This is a genomic window from Fulvivirga imtechensis AK7 (genome assembly GCF_000331535.1).
Taxonomy (GTDB): Bacteria; Bacteroidota; Bacteroidia; order Cytophagales; family Cyclobacteriaceae; genus Fulvivirga; species Fulvivirga imtechensis.
On sequence record NZ_AMZN01000068.1, the window covers coordinates 1 to 20,751 of the forward strand.

Genomic DNA, 20,751 nt, shown 5'->3' on the forward strand with positions numbered 1-20,751 from the left:
CCAATATTGCATCCCTACCGGGATGCTTAAGTTAACGGCTATGGTGGCGGGCCCGGGACAGGCGCGATGACGGCTAGAGTTTTCTTACAAACACTGATTAATTGTCATCCCAATCGAAGTAGTCATCTTCGTTGAGTTCAATGGTTTCGGATTCTTCTTTGCCCTTGTTTTTAAATGCTTCTTTTAATTCTTTTACCTCTTTTTTCAAATCACTGATCACCTTTTCTTTAACGCTTTCTTTGTCATAGAGTACTCGATAGTCGGAGGTTGTCCCTATTATTTTCAGGTATAACATCGTGCGCCCGCGGGCATCTTCTTGGATGGCCCCAAAGGCTTCATCTTTATCAATCTTTCTCCGGCTGCGAAGGGGAGCCACCACTTTGTAATCTATCCTTTGATCAAAAGTATGGGTACCGCTGATCCTGATATCTGTAACGTTACTGCTAACCTCCATTTCGGGCAGGTAGATGGTGCGGTTCTTTATGTGTATGTCATTTTTAAGCTCTGAGAACTGCAGGCGGTCCAGTTTGTCTTCGTCCAGGTACCGTGCTAACTGCTGCATAGGTTCGAAATTGTTCAACTGCCCTCCTTTAATGGTAGTGCTGATGCTGCTGGTGAGCGTATTGGCATAGAGGTGCAGGTTGTCGTTGAAGGTCATTTCGGCATCTACACTCGCGTATATCTTTCCTTTCAGGTGCCTGCCTTCAAGGAATGTCTGGTTAAAATTTTCGAATACATAGAAAATACTGTCGATGTTGATGTTTCTAAGATTAAAGCTGGTGTTCACCCTCACCAGGTCATTTTTACTGGCATCAACCAGACCGCCCAATGCTATTGACCCACCCATAGCATTAAGAGTGATATTGTCAGAAAGGGCAACCTGGTTTTTAACTTTAAGATCTCCTTTTATATTCGAAGGAGTAAACCTTCTGAACTTGAGGCGCTTTACATCGCAATCGAATTTCAGCACCAGTCTCGGTGATATTTTAAAGGAGTACTTTGTATTATCATTATTTTCCTCACTGTTGGCGGCAAGCAATTCGTCAAGATCAATAAAATTTGATTTCAGGTCCGATTCGATTCCCACTGGCTCATTCTCAAATAGCAGATAAGCAATTATATTTTTAAAGAAGCCATTAAGCAAAAAATCGCTTTTTCCAAGCTCTCCCGATACATCGCTCAGCGCCAGGTCGTTGTTGTTGAATAGTAAATTGCCATGCAGGTTTTCAAGAGGAAGTGGGAAGTCAGTAAGTGCCAGAGAGATGTTTTCCAGGTCTATCTCACCGGAGGTTTTTATTTTTTGCGAGCCAGCTCTTGTTTTCAGGTCTTTCAGGTAACCTTCAAAATTAATGTTCGCATCGAATATACCCTTGCCGGATCTGATACTTTCTGCCTTGTAAAATTTAAACAAGGAATTGATATCCACCTTGCCTTCGAAGTCACACTTTACATAGGGTTCATCAAAGTTTTTGAGCAGGAGGTTGCCAGTGAACTTATTCTTTTCAAGCTGCCCTCGTACATTTACCAGTTTTAAAGTAGCGCCAGCAAGCCGTGACATGTCACTGACGCTAAAGGAACCCTCCAGGTCAGCATGTGTTATCTTCGCTTGCGCATCGGGGTGATACAGTTCACTGTCTATAAGGCCGAAATTGATATTTAGAGCAGGCGCTTTATTTTGGCTGATCTCTCCCTTCATGATCAGGTCAAAATACACATCACCTTTGCTTCGGTATTTTTTGAATTTTTCAGCGGTATTTTCCGGAAGTATGGAAAGCAATGTTTGGATATCAGTGTTTTTACCTTCCACATTGAGCTCTATCAGTTGCCGGTCATCAAACTCATAGCTTCCGTACACAATAAATTCAGAGGCTTTTACATCAAGTGTGGAGGAATTAATGGTGAGATGCTTCGTTAGATCATCGTATACCAAGTTGGATCTGGCATTCAGCTCTTTATCCTTTGCCCATGTACTGTTGCTGACCATTAGGTATCGCAGGAACATATCTCCATTTGATTTAATGTCATAGATTTTGCCTACTGCCTGCAGCTTTGCCATTGTAGATGAAGTAAACAGCTCAAGGTTAACACTCTTCAACTCGTTGGAATAAGTAAAGGTGACATCTTTCAAGGTAATTTTAGAAAGCTCCAGCTTAACTTTCTGTGCTCCGGTAGTGTCTGTTGCCTTGAAGATATCGTAGTTGATGTTGCCATTCTTGTCCATCTTCAAATGGCACCTGGCATTTTTAAGATGGATTTGCTGAATGGTATAGTTGCCTTTGAATACCGCAATGGGGTTAAATGTGAACTCCATTGTTTCGGCTTCCAGTAAAGGATAGGAGCTATTGGCAAAGCTTTCCTCTACATATACACCATCAAATAACAGGGTGACATTTGGGAAATTACTTAAAGATGAGACCGATATTTTATCGACATGGATCGGGGTGTTGATATTTTTATTGGCCTCGCGGATGAAGTGATCGATGAGCTGGTCGCGGTAAAGAAAAGTAGCGAGCACACTGGCGGTAATGACCACAGCCACTGTCAACGCTAAGTAAATAAGCGTTTTCTTTGCTATACGTTTTACGCTCAAAGGTGAAAAAATTTATATCTGCACAAACCCAACCGAAAGCTACATGTTTACTGCTTAAACATCAAACGAAAAGGTGCCACATAAATTTTAATGTTTTTATAGTTAAAATGTTTGCACAAAAAAAAATCTGTATTACATTTGCATTCCCATTCGCGAGACGCGCGATTAATTTAAAGGGAATCAAATTAAAACAGGGGCTCTTAGCTCAGTTGGTCACTGACGAAGCATAGCTTGTCAGTATGCTGACCGCAAGCGTCAGCATCAGAGCATCCCGATTATCATCGGGAGGGTCGGTTTAACGAAGTAAAGAGAACAAAATTAGAATAGGGGCTCTTAGCTCAGTTGGTTCAGAGCACCTGCCTTACAAGCAGGGGGTCGCTGGTTCGAATCCAGCAGGGCCCACAACCCCAAAAAAACCCGGCTTTGGTCGGGTTTTTTCATTTTATGTATTGTCACTTCTACATACTATATTCCCCCGTCCATAGACAAATACTACGTTGGTCATACCTGTGATGAACTTGTTGAAGGTTTGCGCAAGCACAACTCCGGTCACCAGGGTTTTACGGGTAAAGCTTAGACAGTCACGTAAGAATAAGCTTTAGATTTTCTGTATTTTCAGAATAACATTCTAAATTTATGTTCTTTAAACTAAATGTACATGGCAGAAGCCTTGGTCATAAATGCTGATAAGTGCAAAAAGCAGAAGAAGATCTTAAGAAGGTTTGTTTTTAAATGGAAAAGCAATGAGTGTGGTCCAGCCTGATGTGGCAACTATATTAAAAGATACGCCTACGGTTTTCTCCGAATTGCTAGCTAGCAGCTATTCAGAGAGTGTTAATAAGGAGCTAAAAAAAGATCGCGGCCAATTTTTCACACCACGGCAGTTAGCGACTTTTATGGCATCATTAGCGTCAATCAAACCGAACATAGATTTGATTAGAATTCTTGATCCAGGTTGTGGAACTTTGACATTGACCTGTGCTCTTGTTCAGAGAATTGTGGAGTTAAATCCTAGTATCAGAGCCATAGAGGTTGATGCTTATGATACAGATCCATCTTTATGTACCTTGATTGATGATGTGATTAGTGTGGCGGACCAATGGGGAAGAAAGCAGGATGTCGAGATTAATATCCGATACATACAAGAAGATTTTATTCTGGCCAATCGAGCGGCAATTCAAAATAATGATCAAAATGGGCGTTATGACATTGTTATTTCTAATCCCCCATATTTTAAAATAGGGAAACAAGATGCTCGTTTGGAAGTTTTTAAGGACGCTTTACACGGACAACAGAATATCTACGGGCTTTTCCTTCTTGCTTCGCTAAAGCTATTAAAAGAAGGCGGTGAACTGATATATTTAATCCCTAGAAGTTTTACCTCCGGCTTATATTTCCAAAGTTTTCGAGAACAATTTTTGTCCTTTGCAACGCTAGAACATATTCACATCTTTGGTTCAAGAGCTGAGAGTTTCAAAAAAGATAATGTACTTCAAGAAAATATTATCCTAAAAGCTTTAAAGCAGAAATCGGATGCTTCTCGGGTAGTTCGTATTTCTCATTCTGCCGGAGTCAACGAGGCTAGGGTGGATGAGGCTCGTCAGTACGATGAAGCCACTCTCATCCAAGATCATGGTCAGTCCAACATCATTCATTTACCAATTAATGATCTCGAAGAGTTTGCAATTAAAGTTTTTAGGCAATGGCATAACACCCTCGAATGTTATGGAATGAAAGTATCCACCGGGCCGGTTGTTCCTTTTCGTTCAGCTGCACTTTTAGCTTCCAAAAGAAGCCCTGGAAGCAAGCTTGTGCCTCTTATTTGGATGCATAACTGCTTAAAGATGAAGCTAGATTTATCTGTTATAAAGAAGGATAAACAGCAATGGATTTTAGATAATAGAAAGTCAAATTCAAAGACACTGGAAAACAAAAATTATGTACTCCTGAGACGATTCAGTTCCAAAGATGATGAATACAAGCTTGTTGCGACTCCAATATTTGCCAATGGACTTGGGTATTCACGTATTGGTATTGAAAATCACTTAAACTACCTGCATAAACCGGATGGCGAACTGGAAAGGGTCGAGGCTCTAGGCCTTTCTGTTTTGTACAATAGCACGTTATTTGAAGCTTACTTCAGATCATTTAGCGGTAACACTCAAATAAGTGCAACTGAATTAAACAAAACCCCAATGCCACCCCTCGAATTGATAGTGGAAATTGGTAAGGAATATCAGAGATTATCCTTAGAAGGGATTGAGGGTATAGACGATATTGTCGAAAGAGTACTGAACCTAAAACGCTACAAAGACGCTAGATGGATAAAATAGAACAGGCACAACAGATTCTTTTTGACCTTGGTTTACCAGAGGCTCAACGGGGCAAAATTGCAGCGCTAACTTTTTTGGCGTTGTGCGGGATAAGGAAAAATTCATCTTGGAAAGATGCGAAAAGACAGAGTCTAACTCTTTCTAAAGGCATAATGGATTTTGTTAATGAGAATTACGATCAAGATTACAAACCCAATACGAGAGAATCATTCAGGAAGAGTGCGCTCAACCCCTTTGTAGAACAACAAGTCATTGATCTTAATCCAGATAATCCTAATCTGCCTCCACAGAGTTCAAAGACACACTATGCAATCAAGAAACTGACATTAGAAACGGTTAGATCATACGGTTCAAGAAATTGGCAAGAGGCGAAAGAGAGGTTCAAACGGCTCCAGTTTGTTGAGAATATTGAAGAAACAGCGTTAGTCACTCATATCAACATCCTTAACTATAAATCAATTGAAAACATGGAACTTGAACTTGGAAGGTTCAATGTTTTGATCGGGGCAAATGGCTCTGGTAAGTCTAACATTCTTGAGGCCATAGCTATGCTAGGTGCTTCGAAAGGGAATGATCTTGACCTCGATGGATTGATGAGTCGCGGGGTAAGAGTCGCTAAACCAACGTTAACGTTGAGTTCTTTTTTAGGAAAGCAACTCAAAAAGCAAATTTGCATTGATGCAGAATTTACGGATGAAGGAACGCGACACCTAGTTAAATCCACCTTTCAAAGCACCAACCTGAACGACTTATATTCAAAATGGATCGAAAAGGAAACGGAAGAACATATACCGGAAGTAATATTGGATTATGTTCATAAAATAACAAATACACGTGAAAAACTGGAGTCAGATAAATTGATTGATGAGCTTAATTCTTTGATCACCCAACGCGGAGTAAATGCATCTAACAAGTATACAGAAATTCTTGCTAAGTTTCTAATTTATAATCTTTCGACACAGACGCTACGAGGATTAGATGCTTCAAGCAGAAAAGTACCACTGGGGATCTATGGTGAAGGGTTGGATGTATTAATCAGCAATTTCAACAGTTATGAGACCACTAAACTTCTGAAGTGCAAACTCTTCTTTAACTGGCTTGATAAGATTGCATTTGATAAACAGGATGAATTCAAGTTGTCTGGTTATAAATTAGGGAAGAGCACATCAACTCTATATTTTCATGATAGGTATATGCAGAAAAGCAATAACCTCTTTTCGGCTGAAAATGCTAACGAAGGGATTTTGCATGTGATATTTTATTTAGCATTGTTCATTAGTAATAAAACCCCCGATTTTTTTGCTATCGACAACATTGAAACTGCTCTCAATCCCAAGCTCTGTCGGGCCTTAATTAAAGAATTAACAAACCTTTCAAAAGAAAGGGGAAAGCAGACAATTATTACAACACACAACCCGGCAATACTTGATGGTCTAAACCTCAACGATGACTCACAACGTTTATTCGAGGTTTACAGAACAGACGAAGGAGCAACTAGAGTAAGAAGGATCAAGTTTAAGAAAGGTGCCCCCGAGAAAAATTTAAAGCTATCTGAAATGTGGATGGAGGGACTTTTAGGAGCCGTTCCACAAAGTTTCTAAAGATGAAGATTGGAATAATTTGTGAAGGACATACAGATAGAGCAGTTATCGCCAATATTCTTAAAGGGCTAAAAGGGATTGATTCGTCCCAAATTGTGCCATTAAGACCAGATAATAGTAAAGACGAAACAGACCTTTCAACCAACCCTATTGACTCGTTTGGGGGATGGCATGCTGTCAAGGAGGAATGTGAGAACCGTCAAAAAATCAGTCGATTTTTAAGTATTGAGGGCCAAGATATTATCATCGTCCAAATTGACTCAGCGGAGTCGGATGACTATGAAGTTTCAAAGCCTGTGAAAGATAACAACTATTCGACAGTGCTCCGACAAAAAATTATTGAGAAGATTAGAGCGTGGCTCAACAATGAATTTCAGGATGACTTAATTTATGCTGTTGCAATAGAAGAAATCGAGGCCTGGGTCTTGACAATCTACGATACCAAAAATTCTGCAAATAGCGCAGACCCTAAAGCAAAATTAAACAGAGTGTTAGCTGGAAGGAGAATCAAATATAACCACGATTGGGAAGGGTTCTTGAGTATCTCTGACCAGTTTTCAAAAAGGAAAAATTTCACAAAAGGCAAGTATCCGAACTATAATCAAAGTTTAGCAGATTTTTGCCAAGATGTGGAAGATAAATTATGAGCCATAGAATATATACCAAGAGCCATGTTTTTAAAATATGATCTACCAATAGCAGTAATTGAAATTATCAAATAACCAACTACCCCTGCACCAAAACCTCATACTCATACAACCTCTCCACCAGTTCTAATGTATCCCTATCACTGAGATCAAATAAGCCAGAGAGGTCTTCGCCCTCCGATTCACAAAGCGCCTGTAGCAGTGGCTCGGAGATCTCAATAGCATTGTAGGTAACTATATCAAGCAGAAAATGTTCTTGCTTGTCTTTGAATGGAATAAATCCCTTGTTGTTGAAGTGAAAAGCTTTCTCAGGCTCAAATTTGACCATTGTGTCTGTTCTGCTCCCTTTTACAATGTATTTCTGCAGGTTAAACCAGCCATCCCATTGTGCCGGATACAGTTGTACATACTTTTCGAGATTCCCATATAGCGTTTTAAGTAACCTGTCGCAATAGTCTTCGCGCTCTTCATTTTCTTCCGGCTTGATTTCCCTAAGAAAGTAAGCCACATATTTGTTGCCCACCCGGGGGATCAGCAATGGCGCAACCGGTGCTTTGGTAAGATAGCTCATGTAGGCCACTCCTTTTCTGGCTTTAAGTTCGCGATTTAGGAAATTTACATTCTGAAGGTTTTTATTATCCTCTGTAATACCATCTGTGCCTGCATTTCCATCCTGAAAAATGACGATCGAATAGCCATCTTTAACTGCCCTTATTATTTCAAAAAGTATCTTAGGGTTTTTTGCATCCAGTATCTCCATGCCATAAGGAAACTGATACTGAGCAGCCAGTATGTCGAAGTTTTGCTGATACTGAGCTTGAGAGCTTAGAATAAAACCTGTAATGGTCAATGTTTTGAATTTGATGCCATTTTTGATAAGTAGTGCATTGATCAGTCGGTAAGAGCCGAAGTGAAAAGTGACGAATATCCTGGGCGGCCTGTCACGATCAAGAGGATTGCTTCCTTCAAAGCATGTTTCGAGGCTCTCTACTATGCCAATGTCAGCTTCTTCGTAGTGGCAGCATAATGTGTTGTGATAAGCATCCATCAGGAGTTTGTCATACTGTGCCTTCGGCAGGTCAGGCATTATGTTGCTCACATTGGCATAGCAGTGTGCTTTCAAGGCTTGCATGGCCGGATCGGTAGGTAATTTTCTGGAAGTAGCCCTGAGCTCTTCCTCTACTGATGATAATTTCATATGCTTTTGGTTTAGAGTAGAAGACAGGGATGCAGAGAGGCATCCCCGCCATTATTTAGCGATCAACCGCCCGCTTTCGCAGAGCAGCACGCATTTTTCTCAAAATCAGGAGCCGGTTCATAGTTATGACGCTTCCACACTGAACCCAGGTCTTGAATACTGAATCTTTGCAAAACTGTCTTTTTCATAATAATTGGTTTTAGATTAATCCCTACTTCCGTTTTAGGTGTGTTTTCGGTTTATTCCCACCAGTAGTATAAAATTGAGTGTTTCGGGGCTGAGGGTCAATTTTTCAAGGTCTACATAAGGTCTACAGGGGTTTTGGGTTCTATAAAAAAGCCCTACCGGACTAGCCGGTAGGGCTTTTTTATATCACATTGTTTTTCCGCTAAATGCTATTGACAGGCTTTCGCGTATTTGCTTTTTGCTTTGGAGCAAAGTCAGGAAGGCCGAGGGCCTCTTTCATCCGGTTATAGTCCGAAAGGTCTAACCTGCCACTTGTGTTCCAGAAATCTCCGGGAACAATGACAACCCGTGCTATCCACTCATCGGTATCTATCGCGGTGAGGTTGTCCAGCGGAAACTGCGCATCCAAAAACAAGCGCACATCATACTTGGTGAAATCGAAATTATACTGAAGTATGCCATCGCCCGTAATAACTGTCTGAGGAAGTTGCCTCCATATTTCTACATCTTCACCGTCTATATTCTGCACATCCCAAAGTAGATAAACAACAGCTACATCTGAAGCAAGTCCTTCGAAATCAGTTGGATAGGAAAGGATCACCTCATAGTCAGGTGCGGTGAAGTTAATATTTTCGTATTCAAACACATAACCACTTTCTCCGGGAGCGCCTTGCGGTCCCTGTGGTCCTTGCGGCCCGCGGGGTCCGACAGGTCCAGGAGGTCCATCCGGCCCGATATGGCATGCACTGGTTGATAGAACAATAATTAGTGTCTGTAAGAAAACTCTAACTGACGTTTTTTTAGAGACACTACATAAACTAAGGATGGAAGTAAACGTTTTCATAGCCAACAAAATTTGGTGTTAACAACAGATAACCAAATTTTGTTCCAACTTTGGAATAAGATATAAAAATGCCCTTCTTATGTAGAAAAGAGCAGTTTTTATGGGTTATTGAAGCAATTAATTATTGCTGCCAGAGTCAGCTTCCTGTTTTTCCATCTCTTCCTTAAAAGCGTCCTCATCGCCATACTTGTCTTCATATAGAGCATCAAGTTGCTTGGCAAATTGCTGGTTGTATTGCAGCCACTGATCTATCGCACTGAAGTATACATGTGCCACATCTTTTACCCTGCTGCTGGTTTTTATACCTCCGATAGTGAAATCTTTCTTTCCCAGCTTGGCCATTTCTTCTATATTATCCTGGTACAGCGCTTCCGAATAGGCAATAGGTCCTCTGACTACCCTGGTCAGGTAGAGATTTCGGTGGTAGACACCTTCCGACTTATCCGATAAAATGGAAAAACGGGTGGCAAAATCAAAATTATTCTCTTTAGGCAAGGCATCCACCTTAAGTTCATCATTTAGCGCCTTAATGATATTGCTGGCAAACACGTCCGATTCTTCCAGATCATGGGTTACGAGCAGACGTAGCATCTCAAACCGTTGGTCAAGCCCATCCTGACCGTCAATTTCAATTCCGAGAAAAGACCCGGGAATAAAAACCATACTGTAATTTTCTGTTACCGGAGGCAGATACAGGTCTCCATATCGTTTTCCTCCTTCACTAGCATTGTAGTGGACCACAAGCGTAATGTTTGGTTTATACTCATTGATCTTCTTTGCCCTGGCCACGAAATCCATATTGCGGAATACATCATGGAACAACATAAAATCCGGAGCCTGTCCCGACATCAGGTATTCAAATTTTTCTCTGTTATACCAGTCTTCTTTATACCCGTGAATGATATCTTTCTTGTAATCCGTTTGTAGCCATTCATTGTAATTAATGCCCATGGCGCTTTTGCCATACTCATGGGTCAGCATCACATGGGCGCCTTTTTTCTCCAGCATTTCTTTCAACACCAGGCAGGTGGTATATGCCAGGTTGGATTCAAAAAACTCTATGTGTTGCTTTTGGTTGAAGTGTTTACCTTCAGCCCTGACATAGCGTTGTTCCAGCCGGGCTTCTTCAAAGTTAGAGGCAATATGACCCGGGTCTAGTGCCACCTTCAGTCCTTTGTACTCTGTTACCGGGTACTTTGCAGGGTTAACATGGGTATTATTGATGCCATAAAAGTAATGGGATCCTTTTCGGGAAAGGATATCGATGATCTCTTCTGTTTTCTTCTTATCCAGCATTTCAACGAAATGAGGCATTTCTCTCCAGTACAAAATAAACTCAGGCTTATTTACTTTTTGACTGGTAGGGTAAATGTAAAGGCCCTTGTCGTTTACAATTACATTGTCGAGGCATTCAGCCTCTTTACATAAAAATTGCAGGTTACGAGTTACTCTGTCTTTATAAAACTGTTTTACCGGGATCGGTTCTATTTTTTGTGCAACTAGTTTGTCTGAGCAAACAAAAAATATCAATCCTAAAAAAAGGGCGCTATACAACGGATTTTTCATGATGAGGTAGTTTAAAAAAATAAACATTTAAAATTTTTGCCGCATATCAAAGATATTGGTTTAAAACATCATTAGAAATACCTTTTCACCAACTTATTTTCCAAAATCAAAGGCATCATATGACAAGTAAACTGCAATGCTCAGATATATCAGAATAAATGATATCAATACAATGTCTTTTTGGCTAAAGCTCAATTGCCGCCTTACGCCTGTTGACCCATATTCCGGCTGTGTGTTGAGCACTGCTATATCCAGGATCATTTTAGGTACCGCCAGATGTTCCCGGATAAACATAGGCATGTTCATGCTTCCCTCGGCTTCATAACCAATAGCATCTACACCAAAGTACCACGACAGAAACAGTGCCCGCTGCAAGTGAAAGCCCTGACTTACGATCAGTACATTTTTCAAGCCAAACAATCTTTTTGACCGTACAATGGAATCAAGGGTTCTGAAGCCTGCGAAATCCAGTTTTATCAGATCCTTTGGAACGCCACGCTTCATCAGGCTCAGCATCATATCCCTGGGCTCATTGTAGCCTTCCCGGCTATTATCTCCGCTAATCAAAATAGTAGAAACATAGCCCTGTTCGTATAGTTCCACCACAGCATCTATCCGGTATGTATAATATAAATTCTCACTCTTTCCATCCTGCAGGTATTTATTCGTACCTAGCAGCAATACCGTATACTTTTCTTTTTCTATGTCTTTGGTATCACTGGCGATCCTGATATTAGAGTAAAAATCAACTATCAGATTAGCCATGAAAATAAAAAAAAGTGTTGTGAAAATAAGACTGAGCAACCTTTTGCTTAACCACAGCAAGCCATCCAGGTAAAAGTTTCCCGAATAGAACTTATTGAGCCGGTATAGAAATGATTGATCAATCAGGCTATGCATGATCAAAATTGAAGCTGCCAGAAACAGAAACCCCAGCAGGTTCCAGCTATCTACATGTTGAAAATACTGAAGCAGATCATTAAATACGGATGAAGCAGTTTTAGTGCCTTTATTAAGGTCTGACAACAGTGTGCTGATGTCACTGTAGTAAAAAGGGAGCATAAACAGGACTATCAGGAAAAATAGTACCCCCAGAAAGATTAAAAATTTAAGGCCTTTCATTTGATAACACATTCAGGAAATAAAAGCTTCTGTCGTGTCCGAACCAGCCTGTAGTTTCCATTTTGAATTTAGTTTCGAAATATACTAAATCATGGCTTGCTTCACTAAAAGAAACGTCAAATTGCCAGGGTAAACGGTAAATGTACAGAACTCACCAGTAGCACAGTATTTTTATCATTAAAAAATTGATAGCAGGGAAAAGCCTCCTTTACAAATTTTGCAAAGCTCGTAGCTATCGGTTTCCATATTAAATAGTATCATTATCTTTGGTAGGTATTATTTTAAAGATGTATATGAACAAACTGCTGAACTACCTGCACCAAATGGCCTGGCCTGTATTAATACTCATAACAGTGATCGCTTGCCAGTCACATGTTGAAAAACCGAAGGAAAGTAGCCTCAGTAAATTTGAGGACTCTTTGACCGTTGAAATATATGATCTACAGGACAAAAGAGACAGCCGGGGGCTAATGAGTTACTTTAATAATGAAAACGAGCGCTACAGAAAGGAGGCTGCCCTTGCTTTTGGTTCCGTACAGGATTCCGCGGCCATCCCTATGCTGGCGCTCCTGCTGAATGACCAGTCTCCCAAAGTGCGTAAAGCGGCTGCTTATGCGTTAGGTCAATCCTACGACTCCGGTGCGGTAAAACCCATTGTTCGGGCATTGAGCGCTGAAGATAGCCTGTTTGTGCGCAGGGAGCTGTATGAGGCGTTAGGGAAGGTGATTACACAACCTCAGTTGCCGTTGCTATATCAACAGCCTGACAATAACCCCGAGGAGAAGGAGGGAATGGCCTGGGGTTTGTATAGAGCTGGCCTTAGAAATGTACACGATGCCGCAGCCGTAGAATTAGCAATTTCTTATCTAAATAGCGCTAATAGCTATGATACAAGGCTTGGAGCAGCTCACTTTTTATCAAGAACGCGCGATCTCGATTTAGGAGCCCATGAAAATGTATTGATCACCTCCTCTACTGAAGATCCGTCTGCAAATGTAAGGATGGCTGCTATCATGGCACTTAGAAAAGTACCTTCTTTTCCTGCTCTAAAAACCCTGTCACATTCGGCCTTATCGGATAACGATTATCGTGTAAGGGCGAATAGCTTGCGTGGTTTAGCTACTTTTGATTTCGATGCTATTAAATTTTTTGCATTCAAAGCCCTGAGTGACAGTAATATCAATGTGGCTATTGCTGCTGCAGAACTTATTGATTCCAAAGCTATTCCCGACCCCGAAGTTTTGGAACAGGCCGAGAAACAAAATCATCCGCGCGTGAAAGCGAGTTTATATGGTACGGCCTTGAGATTGGCCGTTGATAAGGATGAGGTTATTAAAAAAATAAGACAGGAATATGAGGAAAGCGAAGACCCTTACTTCAAAGCAGGATTGTTGAGCGCTTTGGGCCATTCAATAAAATCACACGAATTTATCATTACAAAGACCTTCTCGGAAGAACATCCTGCAATAACTACTGCTGGCATTGAGGCACTGATAAACTTGCGGACAGAGGAAGATTTTCCGCCTCAGCTTAAACCTGCTTTTGCCGAGATTTTTGAGCAAGCGATGGAAACAGGCGATATTGCTATGGTGGCTACTACGGCAGGGTTGCTAAGTGATCCGAAGCTTGGCTTTAAGGAGGAATATAGTAGCACCGGGTTTTTATATCAGGCAAAATCGAGACTTTCTCTGCCAAAGGATAATGAAGCCTTACAGGTGCTGAATCGGGCCATAGCTTATTTTGAGGGGAAAGAGAAGATGCCGGAAACTAAAAATGAGTACAACAACCCAATAGATTGGAAGCTGATAAAGTCAATAGAAAAGGATCAGGTGGTGAGGGTGAATACAGAGAAGGGTGATTTCCTGATGCGACTGTTGGTAGAAGATGCACCCGGTTCCGTTGCCAATTTTGTCAGACTATCGCAAGCAGGATATTTCGATAACAAAAATTTTCATCGCGTGGTACCTAATTTTGTGGTCCAAGGAGGCTGCAGCCGTGGCGATGGCTATGGTGGAGAGGACTATAGCATAAGATCTGAGCTTACAAACCTCAGATATCAGGAGGGTTCGGTAGGAATGGCCTCAGCCGGGAAAGATACGGAGGGTACTCAATGGTTTGTTACACATTCGCCAACACCACATTTAGATGGAAGATATACTATATTTGCACAAGTTACCGAAGGTATGGATGTTGTACACCAAATAGAAGTGGGCGACAAGATACTTTCTGTTGAATTATTGAAGTAATAGCCCTTTTTTTAACGAGAAGGACAAAAGAGCGTTAATGGCAAACAAATCTATCCAAAATCAAAAACTGGGAATACTCGGAGGAGGTCAACTGGGGCGAATGCTGATACAGTCAGCCCTGGATCTCAATATTGATATCAATGTGCTTGACCCGGATGAAAATGCCCCCTGCAAACACATATCAGCAGAGTTTACAGCAGGAAAACTCACAGATTTCGATACTGTATATAAGTTCGGAAAATCATGTGATCTGCTGACGATTGAAATAGAAAATGTCAATACTCAGGCGCTTAAAAAGCTTCAGTCTGAAGGAAAGAAGGTATTTCCTCAGCCAGACGTAATTGAGCTGGTGCAGGACAAAAGGACCCAGAAGCGGTTTTATAAGGAGAATAATATTCCCACGGCTGATTTTGTGCTAACGGAAAACAAAGAAGACGTTAGAAAATATACTGATCGCCTGCCTGCCGTGCATAAGCTGGGTAGGGAAGGTTACGATGGTCGCGGGGTGCAGGTAATTAAGGATAAAGAAGCATTGGATAAGGCGTTTGATGCGCCCGGGGTGCTGGAAGATCTGGTCAATTTCAAAAAGGAGATATCGGTCATAGTGGCGCGGAATGAAAACGGAGAAGTGAAAGCTTTTCCGGTAGTAGAACTGGTATTTCATCCTGAGGCTAACCTTGTTGAATACCTTTTTGCACCGGCCGGCATTTCAGAGCGGGTGGCTTTGGAGGCAGAGCGGCTTGCTATAACGGTAATCAATACACTAGGCATGGTAGGATTGCTTGCTGTAGAGATGTTTGTAACACATGATGATCAGGTGCTGGTAAATGAAATCGCTCCACGACCGCATAATAGCGGGCATCAGACAATAGAGGCGAACTACACCTCTCAATACGAACAACACCTGCGCTCGATCTTCAACATGCCTCTGGGCGATACTTCTGCTGTTCTGCCCTCGGCCATGGTGAACCTTTTAGGCGAGGATGGGTATTCTGGCACGGCAAAGTATGAAGGACTTGAGGAAGTGCTCGGGCAGAAGGGTGTACACGTGCATTTGTATGGCAAAAAACTGACGAAGCCGTTCAGAAAAATGGGTCATGTTACCATTGTTGACGAAGATGTTGCCGTGTTAAGGCAGAAAGTAGATTTTGTAAAGAACACATTAAAAGTAATTGCATAATGAGCCAACCAAAAGTAGGCGTGATCATGGGTAGCCAGTCAGACCTTAGGATAATGAAAGAGGCCGCAGAGATACTGGAGCAGCTAAAGGTACCGTTTGAACTCACCATTGTATCTGCGCACCGTACTCCCGAGCGTATGGTAGAATACGCCACCTCTGCAAGATCCCGGGGGTTGAAGGTAATTATTGCCGGTGCTGGTGGTGCAGCACACTTGCCAGGGATGGTGGCTTCGATGACCACCCTTCCGGTGATTGGAGTGCCGGTAAAATCCAGCAATTCTATTGATGGTTGGGACTCGGTACTATCCATTTTGCAGATGCCGGGAGGAATACCAGTGGCTACTGTAGCCCTGGATGGAGCAAAGAATGCAGGTATCCTGGCTGCTGAGATCATCAGTACTTTTGATGACGAAATTGCTTCTAATCTGGAATCGTACAAAAAGGAACTGAAGGACAAAGTGCTTAAAACAGCAGATGCTGTAGAGACAAAGGGGTGGAGGGCTGAAAGCTAGTGGTATAGACCGCTCTGCGAAAAATATTTCTCGGATTTTTCAACAAAAGTGTTTACATTTTCAGTTATGAATCCTTCTCAAAAAGGCTGGCTAAGGGATTTTTTGAAAATCCGGAAGCATATGTTTGTGGAATCTGAAGAATTTAAAAAGACCCGCCAGGGCCAAAATCCTGATCAGTCGTTCTATGGTCTCATACAGCCAACAGGGATTATGTATGGTTATCCGTTTTTTATAGCGGATATAAGCGAACATAACAACTGGAGCGCAATAGACAGGATAAAAGTGATCCTTGCTGATAGTTTTATTAATATTGCTGAGCTATATAATGAAAAGCCAATCACCTCAGAAGAAGAGTTTTGGCAACTGATGCACAATACCATGGATAGCGTCAACCATTTTTACAATGGTGTGTACCCTGAGCTTTCCACACCTACCACGAGCTGGCTTGGCCAAAAGAAGGATGTACTAACCGTTACGGAAACACTTCTTGAAAAGCGGGTAAAGCACACCTTCAAGAGAGCAGGTAACTTTTGGGCAGAATTTTTTCACCATACACAGTTGTTTCTCGATATTTATATTTTTGGTCAGTGGAGCCACACTCAGCCGGACAAAGTGCTGCTTGAATTTTTTAAGGAAGAAAAAGAGGAGCTGAGTTATACGGCAGTAAAAGTAATGGCCGCAGCAGCACATGCCAATGAGCATATTGAAAGTGAAGAGGAGAAACTTTTCGAACATTTTATAGAGAATTCCGGCCTTCCGGCTGAGAAGCGCAGAGTCGCTAACGAGTATTTTGAGCATGGATTAGCCATTCAGGATATTCCTATAGAGGAGACGGACCCATGGGTGATCCGCAAATTCTTTCTGGAATTGGCGATCCTTACGGTCTGGTCTGACAAAAAAATTGAAGATGTAGAATGGACCTTTCTGTCAAATTTTTATTTATCCCTGGGGTTTTCCGAAGAAGATTTTGACAGTAGTATGATTGCGGTTGAAGGGTTTGTATTGCAAAACTGGGATCAATTGGATAACCTGAAAGAAAGAAAAGATCATCTGGTGATTGAGAAGGATTATATCAGTCGTATTTCCAAAACGGCAAACCAGTTTAAAAACAGGATACAAAAAGACATTATGGAGGATAAGAGCTTGCGAGACCTCCTTCGTAAAGGTAGTACCACCGAGCTGAACTCCGATGAGAAGGAGCTGATACGTAGCAAGTTCCTCTTGATATTAAAGACAATACCTACTTTTAGGGTCATCTCTCTTCCCGATGATTTTCTTACCTTTTCGCTTCTGCTACAGGTAATACCCAAAGAGGTTATCAATGAGGTGATTAGAGATGGTTAGAGTTTTCTTAGAGACACTAATTATTTTACGGTTTCGGCTTTAGGTATCAGCAAAGACATGATTACCGAGGCGGTCAATGTCACAATTATCACTGTAAAAGAGACTGTAATCGGGACATGAACATTGATGATCTCCAGCAGCATTTTTGCTCCAATAAAGATCAGGATGAATGAAAGGCCTTTCTGTAATAAATAAAAGCGATCAATAATACCTGCAAGTAAAAAGAACTTCGCCCTTAAACCCAGAACAGCAAATATGTTAGAAGTATAGATAATGAATTCACTTTGGGTAATGGCAAATGCTGCAGGGATTGAATCTACGGCAAATATTAGATCAGTGGTTTCAATTAATAATATAACCAGGAAGAGCGGAGTGAACATTAACCGGCCGTTGCGCTTGAGAATAAAACGGCCCCCGAAGTCACCTTTTGTGATCCGGAGGTACTTCCGGGCAAACTTTAAAACAGGGTTTTTACCCGGATCAATGTCATCGGCATCACCTTCAAAAAAGATCTTAATCCCGGAATAGACAAGAAACACTCCGAATATATAGAGTATCCAATAAAACTGGCCGATTAGATATGCGCCTACAAATATGAAAATTGCCCGGAATACAAGTGCACCAAGAATACCCCAGAAGAGAATATTGTGATAGTATTGTTCTTCTACCCTAAAATATCTCAAAATGAGAAGTATGACGAAAATATTGTCTACCGAAAGGGCATATTCGGTAAGATAAGCCGAGAAAAAAGTAAGTGATTTGGTGGCTCCCCCATCGTATAGGTAGATCAGATAGCCAAAGCTCACGGAGATTATCACCCAAAAGATGGATTGATAAAGAGCCGATTTGGTTGAGATTATGTGCGCCTTCTTATTAAAGACTCCGAGGTCAATTATTAAAAAGAGGACAATAACTACCCCAAACAGAGCGAATAATAGAGTCTCATGTGAGTTGTCAAAAAGCGCTAAAAGCATACCCTGTGATTACTGTACTTTGGGGATCAGTTTTAATGTTAACCAATGGGTAATAAGGTCATTAAATATAAAAATTATTACCAACTATATCCTCGCAAAACTACGAAATTAAATTAAAGCAAAATATTACACAAGTGGTTTATTCACCACTTAGTAAAATAGTAACCAATATAACACATTTTATTGATCACATTGATCACAAACACCCTGAATTAATAAATTTTTTTCTTTAGCCAAAAATCCGGCCGGTAGGTCTATTTCAGGTATCCTGATATTATCCAGGCACTGGGTCTGCCCACAGCTCTCACACTTAAAGTGCACATGCTCATGGTTGTGATTTTCTTTGGAGCACTCGCTGCACAAAGCATACTTTGAAACGCCCTCATCATCAAGTACTTTGTGGATCAATCCTTTATCAAGAAATGTTTTCAAAGTACGGTATACCGTTACTCTGTCAAAGGATCTATCCACTTGTTGTTCAATATCAGAATGGGATAATGCGTGCTCGTGTGTACGCAAAAGCATGAGCACTTCGGACCTACATGGTGTAGACTTCAATTTAAATTGATTAAGCAACTTTTTGTGATCCATAAGCATTAAGTAAGTTGAAACTGCAGTCTTAACAGGTAACTATATATACCCTCTTCGTATTCTGATAGTTCCTCATGTGTTCCGGTTTCTACTATTTCTCCATTTTTAATTACGAAAATATTGTCAACTTTTCTGATAGTAGCAAGTCGGTGAGCAATTATTATAGTGGTTCTGTTTTTCATCAGCTCATCAAGCGCTTGTTGAACCAATACTTCTGATTCTGCATCAAGTGAGCTGGTAGCTTCGTCCAGGATAAGTATGGCCGGATCTTTCAATATAGCACGGGCGATGGCTATACGCTGCCGCTGACCCCCGGAAAGTTTTATACCCCTGTCTCCAACTATAGTTTCGAACCCCTCGGGAAATTTCATAATGAAATCATAAGCATTAGCCTTTTTAGCAGCTTCTTCAATTTCCTGTTGAGTGGCGTTAGGCTTGGCATAGGCAATATTTTCCTTAATTGTTCCTCCAAAAAGGATCACCTCCTGAGGAACGATCCCCACGTTACTCCTGTAGGTAGACAGGTCATAGTTGTTGATATCTTGCCCATCAACACGCAAACGTCCCTGTGAGATAGCGTAAAATCTCATAAGCAACTGGATAATAGTGGATTTTCCGGCTCCGCTTGGCCCTACCAATGCTATTTTCTGACCCGGGTGAATATGAAGCGAAAGACCATTAAGTACACTTACTTTTTTTCTTGCCGGGTATGCAAAAGAAACATTGTCGAATTCAATGTTGCCTTTCAACCTAATGTTTTGCTTATAATCTCCACTAGCCTCACCTTGCTCATGTATTATTTCCAGCACCCTCTCAGAAGCTCCGATCGCCCTTTGCACTTGTCCGTAAATGTCTCCGAGCCCTGCGATCGATCCTCCAATAAAAGTAGTATAGAGCACAAACGATAGCAGATCGCCCACTGTCATAACGCCATCCTGAACCAACACTGCACCGTACCACATTACACCCACAATACCCCCAAACAAAGCAAAGATCACGAAAGAAATGAAGGCTCCCCGGTATTTAGCGGTTTTCAGTGCTATTGCTACTACTTCGTGCAGCGCTTTTCCGTACCGGCTGATCTCAAATTTTTCATTGGTAAATGCTTTTACTGTGTTTACAGATTGCAGGGTTTCTTCTACCACCACATTAGCATCTGCCAGCTTGTCTTGTGTTTTTTTAGAAAGCGTTCTTATAAAACGGCCAAAAAATAAGGCCGCTATTACCAGTACAGGGAAAGTGACCAGCATAAATACCGTTAGCTTTGGGGCAATCACAAAAATAACGGTAGTGCCAATGATCAGCGTGGCGGTTTGCCTGAACAGCTCTGCCAGGGTGACGGAAAAAGTATCCTGAAGCATCGAAACATCGGAAGTGATCCTGCTGATCAGTTCACCTACCCTTCGGCTGTCAAAAAATTTTACCGGTAAAACAACCATTTTACTATATACCGCCAGCCTAATGTCAGCCATAGAACGTTCGCTTACTTGTGCAAAAAGATATACCCGAAGAAACGAAAAGAAGCTTTGGACCAACAGAATACCAATCAAAACAAGGGCGATCTGATTGATGGTCGACAAGTATGGCCAGGGCTCACCTCCTGCTACATCCAGCAGCTTTCCGGCAAAATAGGGGAATGCCAATAGCGTAATACTGCTAAAGAAAAGACAGAGCATGCCGGCAACAAAAAGCCCCTTGTATGGCAGGACGTATTTAAACACGCCCAACAATTTTTTGAAATTGGATCTATTAAATTTCCTTTTCTCCTCGGCTCCCAAAGGATCTCTACCTCTTTTCTTTGCCATTAAAATAGTGTT

General features: G+C 41.4%; 16 protein-coding genes and 1 tRNA gene. 8 read left to right on the plus strand and 9 right to left on the minus strand.

Annotation, left to right across the window (positions count from 1 at the left end; all coding sequences use genetic code 11):
• Window positions 1-97: 97 nt before the first annotated feature.
• On the minus strand, window positions 98-2,590 hold the full coding sequence (locus tag C900_RS19025; protein ID WP_157494082.1) for an AsmA family protein: 2,493 nt from the start codon (window positions 2,588-2,590) through the stop codon (window positions 98-100).
• Between the two features lie 327 nt (window positions 2,591-2,917).
• On the opposite strand from C900_RS19025, the gene C900_RS19035 reads away from it, so the two are divergent.
• The 4 genes from C900_RS19035 (at window position 2,918) to C900_RS19050 (ending at window position 7,171) form a co-directional block, all read left to right on the plus strand.
• Window positions 2,918-2,992, plus strand: a tRNA-Val gene (locus C900_RS19035).
• Between the two features lie 341 nt (window positions 2,993-3,333).
• Complete coding sequence (locus tag C900_RS19040) at window positions 3,334-4,923, plus strand: Eco57I restriction-modification methylase domain-containing protein (RefSeq protein WP_009581798.1); 1,590 nt, start codon at window positions 3,334-3,336, stop codon at window positions 4,921-4,923.
• Window positions 4,911-6,524, plus strand: a complete 1,614-nt coding sequence (locus C900_RS19045) for an AAA family ATPase (RefSeq protein WP_009581799.1) — start codon at window positions 4,911-4,913, stop codon at window positions 6,522-6,524. Before C900_RS19040 ends, C900_RS19045 begins: the two co-directional genes overlap by 13 nt.
• 2 nt (window positions 6,525-6,526) lie before the next feature.
• Entirely contained in the window at window positions 6,527-7,171 is a 645-nt protein-coding gene (locus C900_RS19050; RefSeq protein ID WP_040497121.1) for a hypothetical protein, read from the plus strand.
• Window positions 7,172-7,250: 79 nt separating this feature from the next.
• Here the strand turns inward: C900_RS19050 and C900_RS19055 are convergent, their stop codons facing one another.
• The 5 genes from C900_RS19055 to C900_RS28690 all read right to left on the minus strand — a co-directional run bounded on the left by C900_RS19055 (window position 7,251) and on the right by C900_RS28690 (window position 12,087).
• On the minus strand, window positions 7,251-8,369 hold the full coding sequence (locus C900_RS19055; RefSeq protein ID WP_009581801.1) for an LpxL/LpxP family acyltransferase: 1,119 nt from the start codon (window positions 8,367-8,369) through the stop codon (window positions 7,251-7,253).
• A gap of 62 nt (window positions 8,370-8,431) precedes the next feature.
• On the minus strand, window positions 8,432-8,557 hold the full coding sequence (locus C900_RS30875; protein WP_009581802.1) for a hypothetical protein: 126 nt from the start codon (window positions 8,555-8,557) through the stop codon (window positions 8,432-8,434).
• 200 nt (window positions 8,558-8,757) lie between these two features.
• On the minus strand, window positions 8,758-9,399 hold the full coding sequence (locus C900_RS19060) for a hypothetical protein (protein WP_051052910.1): 642 nt from the start codon (window positions 9,397-9,399) through the stop codon (window positions 8,758-8,760).
• 117 nt (window positions 9,400-9,516) lie between these two features.
• The gene (locus C900_RS19065; protein WP_157494083.1) at window positions 9,517-10,965 is read right to left on the minus strand and encodes an N-acetylmuramoyl-L-alanine amidase; all 1,449 of its coding nucleotides are present in this window, start codon (window positions 10,963-10,965) and stop codon (window positions 9,517-9,519) included.
• A 93-nt stretch (window positions 10,966-11,058) separates the two neighbouring features.
• Window positions 11,059-12,087, minus strand: coding sequence for a SanA/YdcF family protein (locus C900_RS28690; protein ID WP_009581805.1), 1,029 nt, complete (start codon window positions 12,085-12,087; stop codon window positions 11,059-11,061).
• Window positions 12,088-12,380: 293 nt separating this feature from the next.
• Between C900_RS28690 and C900_RS29440 the strand changes: the two genes are divergently transcribed.
• The 4 genes from C900_RS29440 to C900_RS19090 all read left to right on the plus strand — a co-directional run bounded on the left by C900_RS29440 (window position 12,381) and on the right by C900_RS19090 (window position 17,369).
• Window positions 12,381-14,333, plus strand: coding sequence for a peptidylprolyl isomerase (locus tag C900_RS29440; protein ID WP_009581806.1), 1,953 nt, complete (start codon window positions 12,381-12,383; stop codon window positions 14,331-14,333).
• Window positions 14,334-14,370: 37 nt separating this feature from the next.
• The gene (gene purK, locus C900_RS19080; protein ID WP_009581807.1) at window positions 14,371-15,513 is read left to right on the plus strand and encodes a 5-(carboxyamino)imidazole ribonucleotide synthase; all 1,143 of its coding nucleotides are present in this window, start codon (window positions 14,371-14,373) and stop codon (window positions 15,511-15,513) included.
• Window positions 15,513-16,025: a 5-(carboxyamino)imidazole ribonucleotide mutase gene (gene purE, locus C900_RS19085; protein ID WP_009581808.1), complete on the plus strand. Its 513-nt coding sequence runs from the start codon at window positions 15,513-15,515 to the stop codon at window positions 16,023-16,025. The genes purK and purE overlap by 1 nt, the downstream gene beginning before the upstream one ends.
• A 120-nt stretch (window positions 16,026-16,145) precedes the next feature.
• A complete protein-coding gene (locus tag C900_RS19090; RefSeq protein WP_157494084.1) occupies window positions 16,146-17,369 on the plus strand; it encodes a hypothetical protein in 1,224 nt (407 codons plus the stop codon).
• A gap of 20 nt (window positions 17,370-17,389) precedes the next feature.
• Here C900_RS19090 and C900_RS19095 read toward each other — a convergent pair whose 3' ends face one another.
• The 3 genes from C900_RS19095 to C900_RS19105 form a co-directional block, all read right to left on the minus strand.
• Window positions 17,390-18,343: a TerC/Alx family metal homeostasis membrane protein gene (locus C900_RS19095; RefSeq protein ID WP_009581810.1), complete on the minus strand. Its 954-nt coding sequence runs from the start codon at window positions 18,341-18,343 to the stop codon at window positions 17,390-17,392.
• Between the two features lie 180 nt (window positions 18,344-18,523).
• Window positions 18,524-18,934: a Fur family transcriptional regulator gene (locus C900_RS19100; RefSeq protein ID WP_221408149.1), complete on the minus strand. Its 411-nt coding sequence runs from the start codon at window positions 18,932-18,934 to the stop codon at window positions 18,524-18,526.
• A 5-nt stretch (window positions 18,935-18,939) separates the two neighbouring features.
• Window positions 18,940-20,739, minus strand: a complete 1,800-nt coding sequence (locus tag C900_RS19105) for an ABC transporter ATP-binding protein (protein ID WP_009581812.1) — start codon at window positions 20,737-20,739, stop codon at window positions 18,940-18,942.
• Between the last annotated feature and the right edge of the window lie 12 nt (window positions 20,740-20,751).

Coding starts and splice junctions, on each gene's coding strand:
- C900_RS19040 (WP_009581798.1), top strand. CDS start 3,334: ATGAGTGTGGTCCAGCCTGATGTGGCAACTATATTAAAAGATACGCCT.
- C900_RS19045 (WP_009581799.1), top strand. CDS start 4,911: ATGGATAAAATAGAACAGGCACAACAGATTCTTTTTGACCTTGGTTTA.
- C900_RS19050 (WP_040497121.1), top strand. CDS start 6,527: ATGAAGATTGGAATAATTTGTGAAGGACATACAGATAGAGCAGTTATC.
- C900_RS19055 (WP_009581801.1), bottom strand. CDS start 8,369: ATGAAATTATCATCAGTAGAGGAAGAGCTCAGGGCTACTTCCAGAAAA.
- C900_RS30875 (WP_009581802.1), bottom strand. CDS start 8,557: ATGAAAAAGACAGTTTTGCAAAGATTCAGTATTCAAGACCTGGGTTCA.
- C900_RS19060 (WP_051052910.1), bottom strand. CDS start 9,399: ATGAAAACGTTTACTTCCATCCTTAGTTTATGTAGTGTCTCTAAAAAA.
- C900_RS19065 (WP_157494083.1), bottom strand. CDS start 10,965: ATGAAAAATCCGTTGTATAGCGCCCTTTTTTTAGGATTGATATTTTTT.
- C900_RS28690 (WP_009581805.1), bottom strand. CDS start 12,087: ATGAAAGGCCTTAAATTTTTAATCTTTCTGGGGGTACTATTTTTCCTG.
- C900_RS29440 (WP_009581806.1), top strand. CDS start 12,381: ATGAACAAACTGCTGAACTACCTGCACCAAATGGCCTGGCCTGTATTA.
- purK (WP_009581807.1), top strand. CDS start 14,371: ATGGCAAACAAATCTATCCAAAATCAAAAACTGGGAATACTCGGAGGA.
- purE (WP_009581808.1), top strand. CDS start 15,513: ATGAGCCAACCAAAAGTAGGCGTGATCATGGGTAGCCAGTCAGACCTT.
- C900_RS19090 (WP_157494084.1), top strand. CDS start 16,146: ATGTTTGTGGAATCTGAAGAATTTAAAAAGACCCGCCAGGGCCAAAAT.
- C900_RS19095 (WP_009581810.1), bottom strand. CDS start 18,343: ATGCTTTTAGCGCTTTTTGACAACTCACATGAGACTCTATTATTCGCT.
- C900_RS19100 (WP_221408149.1), bottom strand. CDS start 18,934: ATGGATCACAAAAAGTTGCTTAATCAATTTAAATTGAAGTCTACACCA.
- C900_RS19105 (WP_009581812.1), bottom strand. CDS start 20,739: ATGGCAAAGAAAAGAGGTAGAGATCCTTTGGGAGCCGAGGAGAAAAGG.